Source organism: Pantoea sp. X-Soil-MYKO-1289 (assembly GCF_059730625.1).
In genome coordinates, this window is record NZ_AP036004.1 from 2,638,063 (window position 1) to 2,654,444 (window position 16,382).

General features: G+C 59.9%; 18 protein-coding genes and 1 other annotated feature. Of the genes, 15 read left to right on the forward strand and 3 right to left on the reverse strand.

Going from position 1 to position 16,382, the window contains the following annotated elements; translation table 11 throughout:
- The first annotated feature begins 199 nt into the window (after window positions 1-199).
- From puuD to AC6I7Z_RS12725, 3 genes are read left to right on the forward strand one after another with little or no spacing between them, the layout of a single operon-like run.
- On the forward strand, window positions 200-964 hold the full coding sequence (puuD, locus tag AC6I7Z_RS12715) for a gamma-glutamyl-gamma-aminobutyrate hydrolase (RefSeq protein WP_497814475.1): 765 nt from the start codon (window positions 200-202) through the stop codon (window positions 962-964).
- Window positions 961-1,518, forward strand: a complete 558-nt coding sequence (gene puuR / locus AC6I7Z_RS12720; protein WP_033750109.1) for an HTH-type transcriptional regulator PuuR — start codon at window positions 961-963, stop codon at window positions 1,516-1,518. Before puuD ends, puuR begins: the two co-directional genes overlap by 4 nt.
- A gap of 24 nt (window positions 1,519-1,542) precedes the next feature.
- Complete coding sequence (locus AC6I7Z_RS12725) at window positions 1,543-2,820, forward strand: NAD(P)/FAD-dependent oxidoreductase (RefSeq protein ID WP_497814476.1); 1,278 nt, start codon at window positions 1,543-1,545, stop codon at window positions 2,818-2,820.
- Window positions 2,821-2,827: 7 nt separating this feature from the next.
- Here the strand turns inward: AC6I7Z_RS12725 and AC6I7Z_RS12730 are convergent, their stop codons facing one another.
- Entirely contained in the window at window positions 2,828-3,655 is an 828-nt protein-coding gene (locus tag AC6I7Z_RS12730) for an SDR family oxidoreductase (protein WP_497814477.1), read from the reverse strand.
- 147 nt (window positions 3,656-3,802) lie between these two features.
- On the opposite strand from AC6I7Z_RS12730, the gene hisL reads away from it, so the two are divergent.
- The 12 genes from hisL (at window position 3,803) to AC6I7Z_RS12790 (ending at window position 13,852) form a co-directional block, all read left to right on the forward strand.
- A complete protein-coding gene (gene hisL / locus AC6I7Z_RS12735) occupies window positions 3,803-3,850 on the forward strand; it encodes a his operon leader peptide (protein ID WP_100396937.1) in 48 nt (15 codons plus the stop codon).
- Window positions 3,826-3,946: a sequence feature (His leader region), on the forward strand. It overlaps the preceding gene by 25 nt.
- A gap of 50 nt (window positions 3,947-3,996) precedes the next feature.
- Window positions 3,997-4,896, forward strand: coding sequence for an ATP phosphoribosyltransferase (gene hisG, locus AC6I7Z_RS12740; protein WP_434122924.1), 900 nt, complete (start codon window positions 3,997-3,999; stop codon window positions 4,894-4,896).
- Window positions 4,897-4,899: 3 nt separating this feature from the next.
- Window positions 4,900-6,207 (forward strand): histidinol dehydrogenase, encoded by a 1,308-nt coding sequence (hisD, locus tag AC6I7Z_RS12745; RefSeq protein ID WP_497814478.1) that lies wholly within the window; start codon window positions 4,900-4,902, stop codon window positions 6,205-6,207.
- Entirely contained in the window at window positions 6,204-7,280 is a 1,077-nt protein-coding gene (gene hisC / locus AC6I7Z_RS12750; RefSeq protein WP_497814479.1) for a histidinol-phosphate transaminase, read from the forward strand. Before hisD ends, hisC begins: the two co-directional genes overlap by 4 nt.
- Window positions 7,277-8,344 carry a bifunctional histidinol-phosphatase/imidazoleglycerol-phosphate dehydratase HisB gene (gene hisB, locus AC6I7Z_RS12755; RefSeq protein ID WP_497814480.1) on the forward strand — a complete coding sequence of 356 codons (1,068 nt, stop codon included), beginning with the start codon at window positions 7,277-7,279 and terminating at the stop codon, window positions 8,342-8,344. The genes hisC and hisB overlap by 4 nt, the downstream gene beginning before the upstream one ends.
- Window positions 8,345-8,935, forward strand: coding sequence for an imidazole glycerol phosphate synthase subunit HisH (hisH, locus tag AC6I7Z_RS12760; protein ID WP_239954500.1), 591 nt, complete (start codon window positions 8,345-8,347; stop codon window positions 8,933-8,935). It begins immediately after the preceding gene.
- The gene (hisA, locus tag AC6I7Z_RS12765) at window positions 8,935-9,672 is read left to right on the forward strand and encodes a 1-(5-phosphoribosyl)-5-[(5-phosphoribosylamino)methylideneamino]imidazole-4-carboxamide isomerase (RefSeq protein ID WP_497814481.1); all 738 of its coding nucleotides are present in this window, start codon (window positions 8,935-8,937) and stop codon (window positions 9,670-9,672) included. Before hisH ends, hisA begins: the two co-directional genes overlap by 1 nt.
- Window positions 9,654-10,430 (forward strand): imidazole glycerol phosphate synthase subunit HisF, encoded by a 777-nt coding sequence (gene hisF, locus AC6I7Z_RS12770; RefSeq protein ID WP_497814482.1) that lies wholly within the window; start codon window positions 9,654-9,656, stop codon window positions 10,428-10,430. The genes hisA and hisF overlap by 19 nt, the downstream gene beginning before the upstream one ends.
- The gene (gene hisIE, locus AC6I7Z_RS12775; RefSeq protein ID WP_497814483.1) at window positions 10,424-11,035 is read left to right on the forward strand and encodes a bifunctional phosphoribosyl-AMP cyclohydrolase/phosphoribosyl-ATP diphosphatase HisIE; all 612 of its coding nucleotides are present in this window, start codon (window positions 10,424-10,426) and stop codon (window positions 11,033-11,035) included. The genes hisF and hisIE overlap by 7 nt, the downstream gene beginning before the upstream one ends.
- Window positions 11,036-11,113: 78 nt before the next feature.
- Window positions 11,114-11,590, forward strand: coding sequence for a YbaK/prolyl-tRNA synthetase associated domain-containing protein (locus AC6I7Z_RS12780; RefSeq protein ID WP_497814484.1), 477 nt, complete (start codon window positions 11,114-11,116; stop codon window positions 11,588-11,590).
- A gap of 62 nt (window positions 11,591-11,652) precedes the next feature.
- Complete coding sequence (locus AC6I7Z_RS12785; protein WP_497814485.1) at window positions 11,653-12,447, forward strand: ABC transporter substrate-binding protein; 795 nt, start codon at window positions 11,653-11,655, stop codon at window positions 12,445-12,447.
- Window positions 12,448-12,553: 106 nt separating this feature from the next.
- Window positions 12,554-13,852, forward strand: a complete 1,299-nt coding sequence (locus AC6I7Z_RS12790) for a succinylglutamate desuccinylase/aspartoacylase family protein (protein WP_497814486.1) — start codon at window positions 12,554-12,556, stop codon at window positions 13,850-13,852.
- Window positions 13,853-13,885: 33 nt separating this feature from the next.
- On the opposite strand, the gene gnd is transcribed toward AC6I7Z_RS12790, so the two are convergent.
- Window positions 13,886-15,295: an NADP-dependent phosphogluconate dehydrogenase gene (gene gnd, locus AC6I7Z_RS12795; protein ID WP_497814487.1), complete on the reverse strand. Its 1,410-nt coding sequence runs from the start codon at window positions 15,293-15,295 to the stop codon at window positions 13,886-13,888.
- 91 nt (window positions 15,296-15,386) lie between these two features.
- On the reverse strand, window positions 15,387-16,379 hold the full coding sequence (locus tag AC6I7Z_RS12800) for a sulfotransferase family 2 domain-containing protein (protein ID WP_497814488.1): 993 nt from the start codon (window positions 16,377-16,379) through the stop codon (window positions 15,387-15,389).
- Window positions 16,380-16,382: the final 3 nt, after the last annotated feature.

The window sequence follows — 16,382 nt, forward strand, 5'->3', positions numbered from 1 at the left end:
CCTTCTACCGTTGATTGGTTTGCGCAATGCTCAAAATAACAGCCACTCCTCTAACATAGCGCCAACACAAAAAGTGTGCAAATGTAACAATTCTGTTTGAGAAACAAACAGCGCATTGCTAGATTGAAAAAATATTGCACGTTTTTACCCGCTGCGGGCCCGATCGGTGAATTTTTTGAACGGCGAGTCGAGGAATGAGATGGGCATTATTTTTAACAACCCTTTGATCGGCGTAGCGATGTGCCAGATTGATCACGATGGCCATCCTACTCAGTCGGTGCACAACAAATATCTGACCGCGATAACCCAGGCGGGCGGCGTGCCGCTTGCCCTGCCTCAACAGCTTTGCGCGACGCCTCATCTGCTGGAGCAGGCGCTGGCGAGGCTCGACGGCGTGATGCTCACCGGCAGCACCAGCAATATCGAACCCTGGCACTACGGCGAAGCGGGCAGCGAGCCGCACGCCGATCCCGGCCGCGACCGGCTCGCCTTCGCCCTGATTACCTGGGCCACCAGCCGCGGGATGCCGCTATTCGGCATTTGTCGCGGCATGCAGGAGCTGGTGGTGGCCAACGGCGGCGCGCTGTGGCGCGATCTTGATCAGCGTAAAACCGGGCTGCCGCACCATGCCGAGGCGACGCTGCCGCTAAGCGAGCAGTACGCCCCGGCCCACGACATCTTTCCCGAAGCGGACGGCCTGCTCGCCTCACTGCTGGGCGACGACGCCATCCTGGCGGTCAATTCGCTGCATCATCAGGGCATCCGCGAAACGGGCCCGCAGCTGCGCATCGAGGCGCGCGCGCCGGACGGCCTGATCGAAGCGGTCAGCCTGCGCCACCATCCGTTCGCCCTGGCGGTGCAGTGGCATCCCGAATGGCAGCCGGAACAGAACGACGCCTCGCGCGCCCTTTTCGCGGGGTTTATCCACGCCGCACAGCACTATCACGAGGAAAAATCACCATGAACGATGCCGCTCTGGCGCCTGGACGACGCTTATCGCAAATCCGGCAAGAGTTGGGATTGTCTCAGCGCCGCGCCGCTGAACTGTCAGGTTTAACCCATAGCGCAATCAGCACCATTGAACAGGACAAGGTCAGTCCGGCGGTCAGCACGCTGCAAAAGCTGTTAAAAGTGTACGGGCTGTCGCTGTCGGAGTTCTTCTCCGAACCCAAACACCATGACGCGCCGAAGGTGATCGTCAGGCCAGACGATCTGGTGGAGATCGGCAGCCAGGGCGTGTCGCTGAAGCTGGTGGACAACGGGCAGGCGAAGCGCTCGCTCGGCATGCTGCTCGAGACCTATCAGCCCGGCGCCAGCACCGGCGAAAAGCTGCGGCATCCGGGCGAAGAGACCGGGACGCTGCTGGAGGGAGAGATCACCCTGGTGGTCAACGGACAAAGCTACCACCTTAACGCGGGCGAAAGTTATGTGATCGATACCGGGCTGCCGCACAGCTTCACTAATCTTTCGGCGCAGCCCTGCCGTATCGTCAGCGCCCATACGCCCGCTAATTTCTGACCTGTTCGCAGGCAGGAGGTTGAGATGAAACATGTTGAAAGCTACTACGCGGCGACCGCCAACGACCATGCGCCCTGGCCGACGCTGCAGGAGAGCATCCAGTGCGACGTCTGCATCATCGGCGCGGGCTTTACCGGCCTCTCCGCCGCGCTCTACCTCACCGAGGCGGGCTATGACGTGGTGGTGCTGGAGGCGGCGCGCGTCGGCTTCGGCGCCAGCGGCCGCAACGGCGGTCAGGTGGTCAACTCCTACAGCCGCGACGTGGACGTCATCGAACAGCGCTACGGCAAAGAGAGCGCGCGCATGCTCGGCAGCATGATGTTCGAGGGCGCCGACATTATTCGCGATCGCATCGACCGTTACGCCATCGCCTGCGACTACCGGCCCGGCAATATCTTCGCAGCCCTTAACCCGCGTCAGATGAATCACCTGCGCCGCCAGCAGCGGCTGTGGGAAAAGTATGGCAATCAGGATCTGGAGCTGCTCGACGAGCGCGGCATCCGGCGCGAAATCGCCACCGAGCGCTACGTCGGCGGCCTGCTGGATCGACGCGGCGGCCACCTGCATCCGCTCAATCTGGCGCTGGGCGAAGCCGAGGCGATCCGTCGTCACGGCGGGCGCATCTATGAACGCTCCGCCGCGACGGCGCTGACCTACGGCGCGCCCAATCGGGTGAAAACCGCGCACGGCGAGGTGAACGCCACCTTCGTGATTTTTGCCGGCAACGCCTATCTGCCGTCGCAGCTGGAGCCGCGCCTGGCGCGCAACAGCATGGCGTGCGGCTCGCAGATCCTCGCCAGCGAGCCGCTGAGCCGCGATCGCGCGCTGGCGCTGCTGCCGAATAATCACTGCGTCGAGGACTGCAACTATCTGCTCGACTATTTCCGGCTGACGGCGGATAACCGGCTGCTCTACGGCGGCGGCGTGGTCTACGGCGCGCGCGATCCTGGCGACATCGAGGCGCTGATCCGCCCCAAACTGCTGCGCACCTTTCCGCAGCTGCGCGATCTTGCCTTCAGCTACCGCTGGAGCGGCAACTTCCTGCTGACGCTGTCACGGCTGCCGCAGTTCGGACGGCTGGAGAACAACGTCTATTTTATGCAGGGCGACAGCGGCCACGGCGTCACCTGCACCCACCTTGCCGGCAAGCTGATTTGCGAAGCGCTGCGCGGCGATGCGGAGCGCTTCGACGCCTTCGCGAAACTGCCGCACCTGCCCTTCCCCGGCGGACGGCGCTTCAAGGTGCCGCTGACCGCTATGGGCGCCGCCTGGTATGCGCTGCGCGACCGGCTCGGCGTCTGAGCGACGACTATTCCAGCGGCATTTTCGCCGGATCGTCGTAGCTGTATTCGAACCCCAGCTCGTTGCAGATGCGCGAGCCGTCAATCAGTTTGCCGGTGTCGCCGGAGGCTGAGGGCAAAAAGGTTGGCGGCGTCAGGCCCAGCTGGCGCGAGACGGCGGGATAAAAGGTCGCGCGCGACGGGTGTTTCGGCGCGCAGAGGTTATAGACGCGCCCGCCCTTCGGCGTCTGCAGCAGCAGGGTAATCGCGCTGACCACATCATCGAGATGCACCAGATTGACGCCGTGCGCGCCATTCTCCAGCCCGCTTTTCCCCGCCAGGAAGCGGCCGGGATGACGGCTCGGCCCTACCAGCCCCGCCAGCCGCAGAATATCGACCTGCGTGCCGGGCAGATCGTGCAGCCAGCTCTCCAGCGCGGTCAGGGTTTTGCCCGCCACCGTCTCCGGCTGGAGCGCGCTGTTTTCCTTCATTACGCCGCTGCCGCTGCCGTAGACCGAGGTGGAGCTGGTAAAGATAATGCGCGGCACCTGCTGCGCCAGCGCGCTGTCCACCACGTTCTGCACCGCCTGCATATAACTTTCGCCGCCTTCCGCCGTGCGGCTGGCGGGCAAGGTCACCACCAGCGCGTCGACCGCCAGCAGCAGGGCGAGATCCTCGGCGTCGCACTCGATTTCCGGCTTCAGCCGCAGCTGCACCGCGTCGATGCCGCAGCGGCGCGCCGCCTCGACGCCGTCCAGCGTGGTTTTGCTGCCGGTAACCTGCCAGCCTCGCGCCGTAAGCGCCAGACCCAGCGGCATGCCCAGCCATCCCAGACCGATAATTGCGACCTTCTTCATATTGACTCCTGCGCTTGACTCACTGCCCTCCATCTTAGTGCGCCGCGCCGCCGAACCGCAAAGGGTAAAAAAGGGTTGCGCATCGCCGCTATCTTCGCTAGGTTAATCAACACGCAAATGAATACGCATTCAGCAACGGAATTTACTATGACACGCGTTCAGTTCAACCATCATCATCACCATCATCCTGACTAGTCTTTCAGGCGATGTGTGCTGGGAGACATTCAGATCTTCCAGTGGTGCGAACGCAAAGAGAACCCCCGGAAGATCGCCTTCCGGGGGTTTTTTTATGGGCTGGCGCAATACCTTTTCAGACAGGAATGAAACAGAGGACAGGACCGATGTTAGATAACAAGCGAATTCGCATAGCTATGCAGAAATCTGGCCGTTTAAGCGATGACTCACGCGAGCTGCTGGCGCGCTGCGGCATTAAAATCAATCTGCAGCAGCAGCGCCTGATCGCCTTCGCAGAGAATATGCCGATCGATATCCTGCGCGTGCGCGATGACGATATTCCCGGTCTGGTCATGGATGGCGTGGTGGATCTTGGCATTATCGGCGAGAACGTGCTGGAAGAGGAGCTGCTGACGCGCCGCGCGCAGGGCGAAGATCCGCGCTACTTTACCCTGCGCCGTCTCGACTTCGGCGGCTGCCGCCTGTCGCTGGCGATGCCGGTGGATGAAGAGTACAGCGGTCCGCAGTGCCTGAATAACGCCCGCATCGCCACCTCCTATCCTCACCTGCTGAAGCAATATCTCGACAAAAAAGGCCTTAACTTCAAACCCTGCATGCTGAACGGCTCGGTGGAAGTCGCGCCGCGCGCCGGCCTGGCCGACGCGATTTGCGACCTGGTGTCGACCGGCGCCACGCTGGAGGCCAACGGCCTGCGTGAAGTCGAGGTGATCTACCGTTCGAAAGCGGTGCTGATCCAGCGCGACGGCGAGATGGCGGCGGAGAAGCAGGAGCTGATCGACAAGCTGATGACCCGCATTCAGGGCGTCATCAAAGCGCGTGAGTCGAAATACATCATGATGCACGCGCCGAGCGACCGTCTGGAAGAGGTGATCCAGCTGCTGCCCGGCGCCGAGCGTCCGACCGTACTGCCGCTGGCGGGCGATCAGAGCCGCGTAGCGATGCACATGGTGAGCAGCGAAACCCTGTTCTGGGAAACCATGGAAAAACTGAAAGCGCTGGGCGCCAGCTCGATTCTGGTGCTGCCCATTGAAAAGATGATGGAGTAAGCCATGTCCTTTATGACCCCCGTCGAATGGCAGCAGTGCAGCGAGGCGCAGCGCCAGGCGCTGCTGCAGCGTCCGGCTATCGCCGCGTCCGACGCCATCAGCGCCACGGTGCGCGAGGTGCTGGATCAGGTGAAGCGTAACGGCGACGCGGCGCTGCGTGAGTTTAGCGCGCGCTTCGACAAGGCGCAGGTAGCGGCGCTGCGCGTCACCCCCGCCGAGATCGCCGCCGCCGGCGCGCGACTCAGCGACGACCTGAAGCAGGCGATGGCCGTCGCCGTCGCCAATATTGAAACCTTCCACAACGCGCAGCAGCTGGCGACGGTGGATGTCGAGACCCAGCCAGGCGTGCGCTGCCAGCAGATCACCCGGCCGGTGCGCTCGGTCGGCCTCTATATTCCCGGCGGCTCCGCCCCGCTCTTCTCTACCGTGCTGATGCTGGCGACCCCGGCGCGCATCGCCGGCTGCGGCCGCGTGGCGCTCTGCTCGCCGCCGCCCATCGCCGACGAGATCCTCTATGCGGCGCAGCTGTGCGGCGTCGAAGAGGTGTTTCAGGTCGGCGGCGCGCAGGCGATCGCCGCCCTCGCCTTCGGCACCGAGAGCGTGCCGAAAGTCGATAAGATCTTTGGGCCGGGCAACGCGTACGTTACCGAGGCGAAACGCCAGGTGAGCCAGCGTCTCGACGGCGCGGCGATCGATATGCCCGCTGGTCCGTCGGAAGTGCTGGTGATCGCCGATGAAGGCGCGACGCCCGCGTTTGTCGCCTCCGATCTGCTGTCGCAGGCGGAACACGGCCCTGATTCGCAGGTGATCCTGCTGACGCCGTCCCTGACGCTGGCGCAGCAGGTCGCCGAAGCGGTAGAGGCGCAGCTGCAGGCGCTGCCGCGCGCCGCCACCGCGCGCCAGGCGCTGGCGAGCAGCCGCCTGATTGTGGCGCGCGACCTGGAGGAGTGCGTGGCGATCTCCAACCAGTACGGCCCGGAACACCTGATTATTCAGACGCGCCTGCCGCGCGATCTGGTCGATTCCATCACCAGCGCCGGGTCGGTGTTTCTCGGCGACTGGTCGCCGGAGTCGGCGGGCGATTACGCCTCCGGCACCAACCATGTGCTGCCGACCTATGGCTACACCGCGACCTGCTCCAGCCTCGGCCTGGCCGATTTTCAGAAGCGCATGACGGTGCAGGAGCTGACGCCGCAGGGCTTCCTGAATCTCGCCGCCACCATTGAGACCCTGGCCGCCGCCGAACAGCTGGAGGCGCATAAAAACGCCGTTACCCTGCGCGTCGCCGCGCTGAAAGAGGAGCAGGCATGAGCCGCAATATTGAAGAGCTGGCGCGCGACAACGTGCGCGCCCTGACGCCCTACCAGTCCGCGCGCCGCCTCGGCGGCAACGGCGACGTCTGGCTCAACGCCAACGAATTTCCCCTGCCGGTGCCCTTTGAGCTGTCGCAGCAGACGCTGAATCGCTACCCGGAGTGCCAGCCGAAGATCGTGATTGAGCGCTACGCCGCCTACGCCGGGCTACAGCCGGAACAGGTGCTGGTGAGCCGCGGCGCCGACGAGGGCATTGAGCTGGTGATGCGCGCCTTCTGCGAGCCGGGCAAAGACGCCATTTTGTTCTGCCCGCCAACCTACGGCATGTACAGCGTCAGCGCGGAAACCATCGGCATTGAGTACCGCACCGTGCCCGCGCTGGAGAACTGGCAGCTGAACCTGCCGGCTATCGCCGAGCAGCTCGACGGCGTGAAAGTGGTCTATATGTGCAGCCCCAACAACCCGACCGGCAATCTGATCGATCAGGAGGATATCCGCGCGCTGCTCGACATGACCGCCGGAAAAGCGCTGGTGGTGGCCGATGAAGCCTATATTGAATTCTGTCCGCAGGCGACGCTGAGCGGCTGGCTGAAAGATTATCCGCATCTGGTGATCCTGCGCACGCTGTCGAAGGCGTTTGCGCTCGCCGGCCTGCGCTGCGGCTTTACGCTGGCGAATAAGCCAGTGATCGATCTGCTGATGAAGGTGATCGCGCCCTATCCGCTGGCGACGCCGGTCGCCGACGTCGCCGGCCAGGCGCTGAGCGATCAGGGCATCGCGCTGATGCGTCAGCACGTCGCCGAGCTGAACGCCAGCCGCGCCTGGCTGCTGGAGCGGCTGCCCCAGATCGGCCTGGTGCAGCAGGTATTCCCGAGCGAGACCAACTATATCCTGGCGCGCTTCGCTGATTCGCCTGCGGTGTTTAAATCCCTGTGGGATCAGGGCATTATTCTGCGCGACCAGAACAAAAATCCGGGCCTTGCGGGATGCCTGCGCATCTCAATCGGCACGCGTACAGAGTGCGAGCGCCTGATCGCCGCGTTACAGGCTTTATCTGTGGAGAGAGCATGAGTCAGAAGACCCTTTTTATCGATCGCGACGGCACCCTTATCGCCGAGCCGCCTGAAGATTTTCAGGTGGATCGCCTGGAGAAGCTGGCGTTTGAAGCCAACGTCATCCCGGCGCTGCTGGCGCTGCAAAACGCCGGCTACCGGCTGGTGATGATCACCAACCAGGACGGGCTGGGCACCAGCAGCTTTCCGCAGGCGGATTTCGACGCCCCGCATAACCTGATGATGCAGGTGTTCAGCTCGCAGGGGATCCATTTCGACGACGTGCTGATCTGCCCGCACAAACCGGAAGATAACTGCGACTGCCGCAAGCCGAAGACCAAAATGGTCGAGGCCTGGCTAGCGGAAGGCGCCATCGACGTGGCGAACAGCTATGTGATCGGCGACCGGCTGACCGATATCCAGCTGGCGCAGAATATGGGCATCCAGGGCATCCGCTTCGGCCGCGAAGGCGAGGAGTGGAGCGCGATTCAGGCGCGCCTCACCAAACGCGATCGCCATGCGCTGGTCAACCGCAACACCAAAGAGACGCAGATTCAGGTCGAGGTGTGGCTGGACCGCGAAGGCGGCAGCAAAATCAACACCGGCGTCGGCTTCTTCGACCATATGCTGGACCAGATCGCGGTGCACGGCGGCTTCCGCATGAATATCGAAGTGAAAGGCGATCTCTATATCGACGATCACCACACTATCGAAGACACCGGACTGGCGCTCGGCGAGGCGCTGCTGAAGGCGCTGGGCGACAAGCGCGGCATCGCCCGTTTCGGCTTCGTGCTGCCGATGGATGAGTGTCTGGCGCGCTGCGCGCTCGATATCTCCGGCCGGCCGCATCTGGAGTTCAAGGCGGAGTTTAACTATCAGCGCGTCGGCGATATGAGCACCGAGATGGTCGAGCACTTCTTCAGCTCGCTCTCCTACGCCATGATGAGCACCCTGCACCTGAAAACCAAAGGCAAGAACGATCACCATCGCGTGGAGAGCCTGTTTAAAGCCTTCGGCCGCACCCTGCGCCAGGCGATCCGCGTTGAGGGCAACACCCTGCCCAGCTCGAAAGGAGTGCTGTAAATGAACGTGGTGATCCTCGATACCGGCTGCGCCAACCTGTCGTCGGTGAAGTGGGCGGTAGAGCGCCTTGGCTACACGCCCGACGTCAGCCGCGACCCTGACGTGGTGCTGCGCGCCGACAAGCTGTTTCTGCCGGGCGTCGGCACCGCGCGGGCGGCGATGAACCAGCTGGAAGAGCGCGATCTCGTCGACCTGATCAAAGCCTGCACCCAGCCGGTGCTCGGCATCTGCCTCGGCATGCAGCTGCTGGGCAGCAGCAGCGAGGAGAACGGCGGCATCCCCACCCTCGGCATTATCGACGCCGAATGCGGTCTGATGGACACCCGCGGCCTGCCGCTGCCGCATATGGGCTGGAACCAGATCACTGCCCAGGCGGGCAACCACTTGTTTCGCGGCATCGACGAAGAGAGCTACTTCTATTTCGTGCACAGCTACGCCATGCCGGTCAACGCCAGCACCATCGCCCAGTGCGATTACGGCCAGCCGTTCACCGCGGCGGTGCAGAAAGATAACTTCTTCGGCGTGCAGTTCCACCCCGAGCGTTCCGGCAAAGCGGGCGCGCAGCTGCTGAAAAACTTCCTGGAGATGTGATGATTATCCCCGCGTTAGATTTGATTGACGGCAAAGTGGTGCGTCTGCATCAGGGCGATTACGGCCAGCAGCGCGACTACGGCAGCGATCCGCTGCCGCGCCTGCAGGATTACGCCAGCCAGGGCGCCACGGTGCTGCACCTCGTGGACCTGACCGGCGCGAAAGATCCGGCGCAGCGCCAGATCCCGCTGCTGAAAACGTTGCTGAACGGCGTTGAGGCCGTGGTGCAGGTCGGCGGCGGCATCCGCACGCGCGACGATGTGAAAGCGCTGCTGGAGGCGGGCGCCAGCCGCGTCGTCGTCGGCTCCACGGCGGTAAAAGCGCCGGAAGAGGTGAAAGCCTGGTTCAGGGAGTTCGGCGCCGAGGCGATCGTGCTGGCGCTGGACGTGCGCATCGATGCGGCGAACCGCAAAGAGGTCGCCATCAGCGGCTGGCAGGAAGCGGCCGGCGTTACGCTGGAAGAGGTCATCGCCTGGTTTGCGCCGGTCGGTCTGAAGCATGTGCTCTGCACCGATATTTCACGCGACGGCACCCTGAGCGGCTCCAATGTCGCGCTCTATCAGGAAGTGACCGCGCGCTATCCCGACATTGCGTTTCAGTCCTCCGGCGGCATCGGCAACATTGAGGATATCGCGGCGCTGCGCGGCAGCGGCGTCAAGGGCGTCATCGTCGGACGCGCCCTGCTTGAAGGTAAATTCACGGTTTCGGAGGCTATCGCATGCTGGCAAAACGCATAATTCCCTGTCTTGACGTGCGCGACGGCCAGGTCGTCAAAGGCGTTCAGTTCCGCAATCACGAGATCATCGGCGACATCGTGCCGCTGGCGCAGCGCTACGCGCAGGAAGGCGCTGACGAGCTGGTGTTCTACGATATCACCGCCTCCAGCGACGGCCGCGTGGTCGACAAAAGCTGGGTGTCGCGCGTGGCGGAAGTGATCGATATTCCCTTCTGCGTGGCGGGCGGCATTAAAAGCGAAGAGGATGCGGCGCGCATTCTGGAGTTTGGCGCCGACAAAATCTCCATCAACTCCCCCGCGCTGGCCGATCCTGAGCTGATCACTCGCCTGGCGGATCGCTTCGGCGTGCAGTGCATCGTAGTAGGCATCGATACCTGGTTCGATGAAGCCACCGGCAAATATCACGTTAACCAGTATACCGGCGACGAGGCGCGCACCCGCGTTACCGAGTGGGAAACCCTGGCGTGGGTCGAAGAGGTGCAAAAGCGCGGCGCAGGTGAAATCGTGCTGAACATGATGAACCAGGATGGCGTGCGCAACGGCTACGACCTGGTGCAGCTGCAAAAAGTGCGTGAGGTGTGCAAGGTGCCGCTGATCGCCTCAGGCGGCGCGGGCACCATGCAGCACTTTCTCGCCGCCTTTGAGCAGGCGAACGTCGACGGCGCGCTGGCTGCCTCGGTGTTCCATAAGCAAATTATCAATATCGGCGAGCTGAAAAGCTTCCTGAAAGAGAAAGACGTGGAGATTCGCGCGTGTTAACTGAAGAACAGCTGGCCCAGCTCGACTGGGTCAAAACCGAGGGCATGATGCCCGTTATCGTGCAGCACAACGTCTCCGGCGAAGTGCTGATGCACGGCTATATGAATCAGGACGCGCTGGCGAAAACCCTGAGCGACGGCAACGTCACCTTTTTTTCGCGCACTAAACAGCGTCTCTGGACCAAAGGCGAAACCTCCGGCCATTTCCTCAAGGTGGTGAGCATTACGCCGGACTGCGACAACGATACGCTGCTGGTGCTGGCCGATCCCATCGGGCCGACCTGCCATCGCGGCACCTCAAGCTGCTTTTCGCCTGCCGCGCCGGACTGGGTGTTTCTGCATCAGCTGGAGCAGCTGCTGGCGTCGCGCAAAAGCGCCGATCCCGCCAGCTCCTACACCGCACAGCTCTATGCCAGCGGCACCAAGCGCATCGCGCAGAAAGTCGGCGAAGAAGGGGTCGAGACTGCGCTGGCGGCGACGGTGAACGATCGCTTTGAGCTGACCAACGAGGCCTCTGACCTGCTCTATCACCTGATGGTGCTGCTGCAGGATCAGGATCTCGACCTGAGCGCCATCATCAACAACCTGCGCGCGCGGCATAAATAGCGGTGTGCAGCGCCGCTCAATATCGGGATGCGAAGCGATATTGAGCGGCATCGTCTCTTTTAGCTTCAGGATGCGGCTATGACCACCCATGAAAAACTCCTTGCCCTGCTGGAACAGCATCAGGCACGCTATCAGCTGATGAGCCATGAGCCGACCGGCAAATGCGAAGCGGTGGCGGCGATCCGCGGCACCGCGGTCGGCCAGGGCGCGAAGGCGCTGGTGTGTCACGTCAAAGGCAACGGCGTCAAACAGCATGTGCTGGCGGTGCTGCCGGCCGATCAGCAGGCGGATTTAGCCAGAGTGGCGGAAGCGGTGGGCGGCCGACGCGCCTCGCTCGCCAGTCCGGCTGAGGTCGATACGCTAACCGGCTGCGTGTTCGGCGCCATTCCGCCCTTCTCGTTTCATCCCGATCTCAGGCTGGTGGTCGATCCGCTGCTGTTTGAGCGCTTTAGCGAGATCGCCTTCAACGCCGGACGGCTCGACAGGTCAGTGGTTTTGAACACGGAAGATTACCGCCGCCTCTGCAATGCTAACGTAGTGAAAATAATCCAGTAATTGTCATCGTGACAGCTGGCAGGTACTCTGCTTTATTCAACATCACGATAAAAGAAGAGACTATGACCACTCCTGGCTTCTCACGTCTGCGCGCCGCGCTGATGACCGCCGTACTGACAGGCTGCGCCTTTGGCGCACAGGCAAAAATCGAACAGGTACGCTTCGCCGTCGATCCGACCTATCCGCCGTTTGAATCCAAAACACCGCAGGGCAAGCTGGTCGGTTTCGATATCGATCTGGGCAACGCCCTGTGCCAGCAAATGCAGGCGAAGTGCGTCTGGGTGGAAAGCCAGTTCGACGGCATGATCCCGGCACTGAAGGCGCGTAAGTTTGACGCTATCCTCTCCGATATGGGTATTACCGAAGAGCGCCTGAAGCAGATCGACTTTACCGTGCCGCTCTATGACACCCATACGCAGCTGATTGCACGTAAAGGCTCTGGCCTGCTGCCGACCGCCGAGTCGCTGAAGGGCAAAACCGTCGGCGTAGAGCAAGGCACGGTGCAGGAGCGCTACGCGCGCGCCAAATGGCAGCCGTTCGGCGTCAACGTAGTGCCCTACGGCGACCAGGCTCAGGTAGAGAGCGATCTCATTTCCGGACGGCTTGATGCGGTATTCACCGATGCGGCGCAGGCGGCGATCGGCTTCCTGAAGCATCCGCAGGGCAAAGATTTCGAGCTGGCCGGCCCTATTGTGCAGGATCCGCTTATCGGTCCCGGCACCGCGATTGGCCTGCGTAAAGGCGACAGCGAGCTGAAGAGCGCGTTGGACAACGCCTTTGCCGAAATCAAAAAGAACGGCACTTTCGACAAGATTCAGAAGCAATATTTCGCGACCGATATTTCCATTCAGCAGTAGTCTGAGGCGACCCAGGTGGTCGCCCGCTTTGATTCGGCACTATACTTTTCTTCATTTCCTGGGCGCAGTTGCGCCCGCATCCAAATGACAGGACAATCAGCGCCCTATGCATCAACAACATCATCCCCTTCTCAGCGCCTCGCTGGGCACTCAGCGCGAAATCGTCAGCTTCCACTTCGGCGAAGAAAAATATAAACAGGTCTATATTCAGGCGTCGCTGCACGGCGACGAGATCCCCGGCATGGCGGTCGCCTGGTTTTTGAAGCAGAAGCTGATGGCGCTGGAGTCCGCCGGCAGGCTGCGCGCCGGCTTTACGCTGGTGCCGGTGGCAAACCCGCTGGCGCTGAGCCAGCACTGGCACGGCACCCATCTGGGACGTTTTCACAGCGAATCGGGCCAGGATTTCAATCGTCGTTTCCCAGCGCTGGGCGAGAAGCTGGCAACCGAGCTGGCTGGATCGCTAACGCCGAACGAAGGCGACAATAAACGGCTGATCCGCGACGCTATCGATCGCCATTACCGTGATGTGATTGCCAAAACCGAACTGGAAGCGCAGCGCTTTACGCTGATGCGCATGGCAAGCCAGGCGGATTTGATGATTGATTTGCACTGCGACTGGGAGGCCCTGACTCACCTCTACACCACGCCGCACGCCTGGCCGGATATTGAGCCGCTGGCGCGCTGGCTGGGCAGCGAAGTGCAGCTGCTGGCGCAGATTTCTGGCGGCGAGCCGTTCGATGAAGCCTGCTGCGAACCCTGGCTGACGCTCGCGCAACGCTTCGGTGACCAGTATCCGATGCCGCGCGGCCTGCTGCCGGTGACGCTGGAGCTGCGCGGCGTGCGCGACGTTGATCCCGACCAGGCTGAGCAGGATGCGGAGGCGATCATCAATGCGCTGCGTGAAAGCGGCTATATCGCTGCGGAGAGCCCGACGGTGTCGGCGGAAGTGGCGGCGCCGGTGATTGGCGGCGACGAGCTGGCGCTGGTGACGGCCAATGCCGAGGATATCGCCGGCATGACCGAGAGCAGCGCGGCGGCGAGCGCGCTGGAAGCGGTGGACGTGCCGGAAGAGAGCGGCGTGATTAAACAGCGCCATACTGAAGGCGCAGGCGCGGTGTCCCCTGCCCTGAAACATCCTGCTACGCCGCTGGCTGGCTGCGAATATATTCACTCGCCGGTCTCGGGACTGATTCTGCATCGCAAGAAGCTGGGCGCGCATATCCGTCCGGGCGAAGTCGTGGCGGAGGTAGTGGATCCGATAACGGATTTTGTTACGCCGCTGGTGGCGGAGTATGGCGGCGTGCTTTATGCGCGGCACTGGACGAAGTTTGCGACGGCGGGAATGCTGGTGGTCAGGCTGGCGGGAGAAGATGAGGTGAGGAGCGGGGATTTGCTGGTGGGATAAAAAAAGGCTTCCGGAAGGAAGCCTTTTTGCTGATTAGTCCAGCCACTCGGTGTGGAACACACCCTCTTTATCGATACGCTTATAAGTATGCGCGCCGAAGTAGTCGCGCTGCGCCTGAATCAGGTTGGCAGGCAGCACTTCTGAGCGGTAGCTGTCGTAGTAAGCAATAGCGGCAGAGAAGGTCGGCGTCGGGATACCGTTCTGCACGGCATAGGCCACGACGTCACGCAGCGCCTGCTGATATTCGTCAGCAATGTTTTTGAAGTACGGCGCCAGCAGCAGGTTGGCGATATTGGCGTTTTCCGCATAGGCATCGGTAATCTTCTGCAGGAACTGCGCGCGAATGATGCAGCCAGCGCGGAAGATTTTAGCGATTTCGCCGTAGTGCAGATCCCAGTTGTACTGCTCGGAAGCCGCACGCAGCTGTGAGAAGCCCTGCGCGTAGGAAACGATTTTGCCCAAGTAGAGCGCACGACGCACTTTCTCTACAAATTCTGCTTTGTCGCCGGTGAACGCCTGCGCCTGCGGGCCGCTCAGCACTTTAGATGCGGCAACGCGCTGCGTTTTCAGCGAAGAGAGATAACGGGCGAATACGGATTCAGTGATCAGCGACAGCGGCTCGCCGAGATCAAGCGAGCTCTGGCTGGTCCACTTACCGGTACCTTTGTTGGCTGCTTCATCCAGAATGACGTCAACCAGGTAGTTACCCTCTTCATCTTTCTTGGTGAAGATATCCTTGGTGATGTCGATCAGGTAGCTGCTCAGCTCGCCGTTGTTCCACTCGGTGAAGGTTTTCGCCAGCTCTTCATTGCTCAGACCCAGCGCGCCTTTCAACAGCGCATAGGCTTCTGCGATCAGCTGCATGTCGCCATATTCAATGCCGTTGTGCACCATCTTCACATAGTGGCCAGCGCCGTCCGGACCGATGTAGGTCACGCAGGCTTCGCCATCTTCAGCGCGGGCAGCGATTTTATCCAGGATTGGCGCAACCAGCTCGTAAGCTTCTTTCTGACCACCAGGCATGATAGACGGGCCTTTCAGCGCGCCCTCTTCACCGCCGGAAACGCCGGTGCCGATAAAGTTAAAGCCCTGCTCAGACAGCTCTTTGTTACGACGGATGGTGTCTTTGTAAAAGGTGTTGCCGCCATCGATCAGGATATCGCCTTTATCGAGGTGCGGAGTCAGGGAGGCAATAGTTTTGTCGGTTGCTTCACCCGCCTGCACCATCAGCAGGATACGGCGCGGTTTCTCAAGGGACTCCACAAACTCTTCGATGGTGTAGTAAGGCGCCAGTTTTTTGCCTGCGTTCTCTGCGATGACTTCATCAGTCTTTTCGCGAGAACGGTTGAAGATAGAGACGGTGTAGCCGCGGCTTTCGATGTTGAGAGCCAGATTACGACCCATAACTGCCATACCTACAACGCCGATCTGTTGCTTGGACATCTGATGTTCCTTACACTGATTAAATCAACATTTTAACTAACTTTAAAGCCACATACTATCATGGATTTAACATTAGGATTTTCATCAATTTCTAGTGACGCAAAAAGGCAGAAAGTCTACGTAAAACTTTAGTATACCTAAAGGATTTACTATTCAACATTTTCTCATAACTATCTTCCAGAGAAGAACATTTTTGTTTTAGCTGAGAGATTTCAAGTTCGAGTTCTTTAATGTAATGCTCATCTTTAGAGTTGAGGTCAGCGCAACGAATAATCTCCTCATTTGCATTACTTATGGAAGCATTAAGACTATCAATAGCAGAATTTTTGTGCTTAATTTCCTCAGCTAAATAATGGACTTCATTTTGCAAATCTTTGACGAGCTTCATTTCAGGGATATATAGATCACTGAAATACTCAAGATAAACATCTCTACCAAAATCTTTTTCATATGTAGGGTTGATCATTGAGTATTTAAAAAACAAAAAATCCTTCCGATACACCTTATTTATCAAAGATATAGTTTCATCATGGAGATCTTTAACTTTAACCCGGCCTGGCAAATTACTTTTAATGTTATATTGTTTAAGATCAGCAGATATACCAAGTATAGACTGTATTACATACCAATCATATTCGATATTTTCTTGCCGGCCAACATAATCAGCAATAAGCTTGTCACCGTTGTAGAAAAAATAGTATTGCGGGCAAAAATGAATCAATTCAAACTTATATCTAACAGATGTCTCATTAATATTTAGACGGGCCCATTCGTTGATATCAATACATTCAGAATAATTATGTTGAATCTTGTACTCTTCCCACGCGCTTATAAATCTTTCATAAGGGTTACGAACGAAACCAAATGTAAAATAATCATGAGCTCTTTCACCCAGACGATGATAGACTAATTCTGAAGCCGGGACGTGGGCCTTATCAGTTAACCTGTTTAAAACTTTTATGTATTCAGGATTCCAATAGTAGCCACCAGAAGAATCGTATTCTTCCAAGGCCTTTCGCACTGACGTACCCGCTACTTTGGGGTTGTGAATGAAAAAAAACTTCTTATCATCAGAATAAAGCATGAG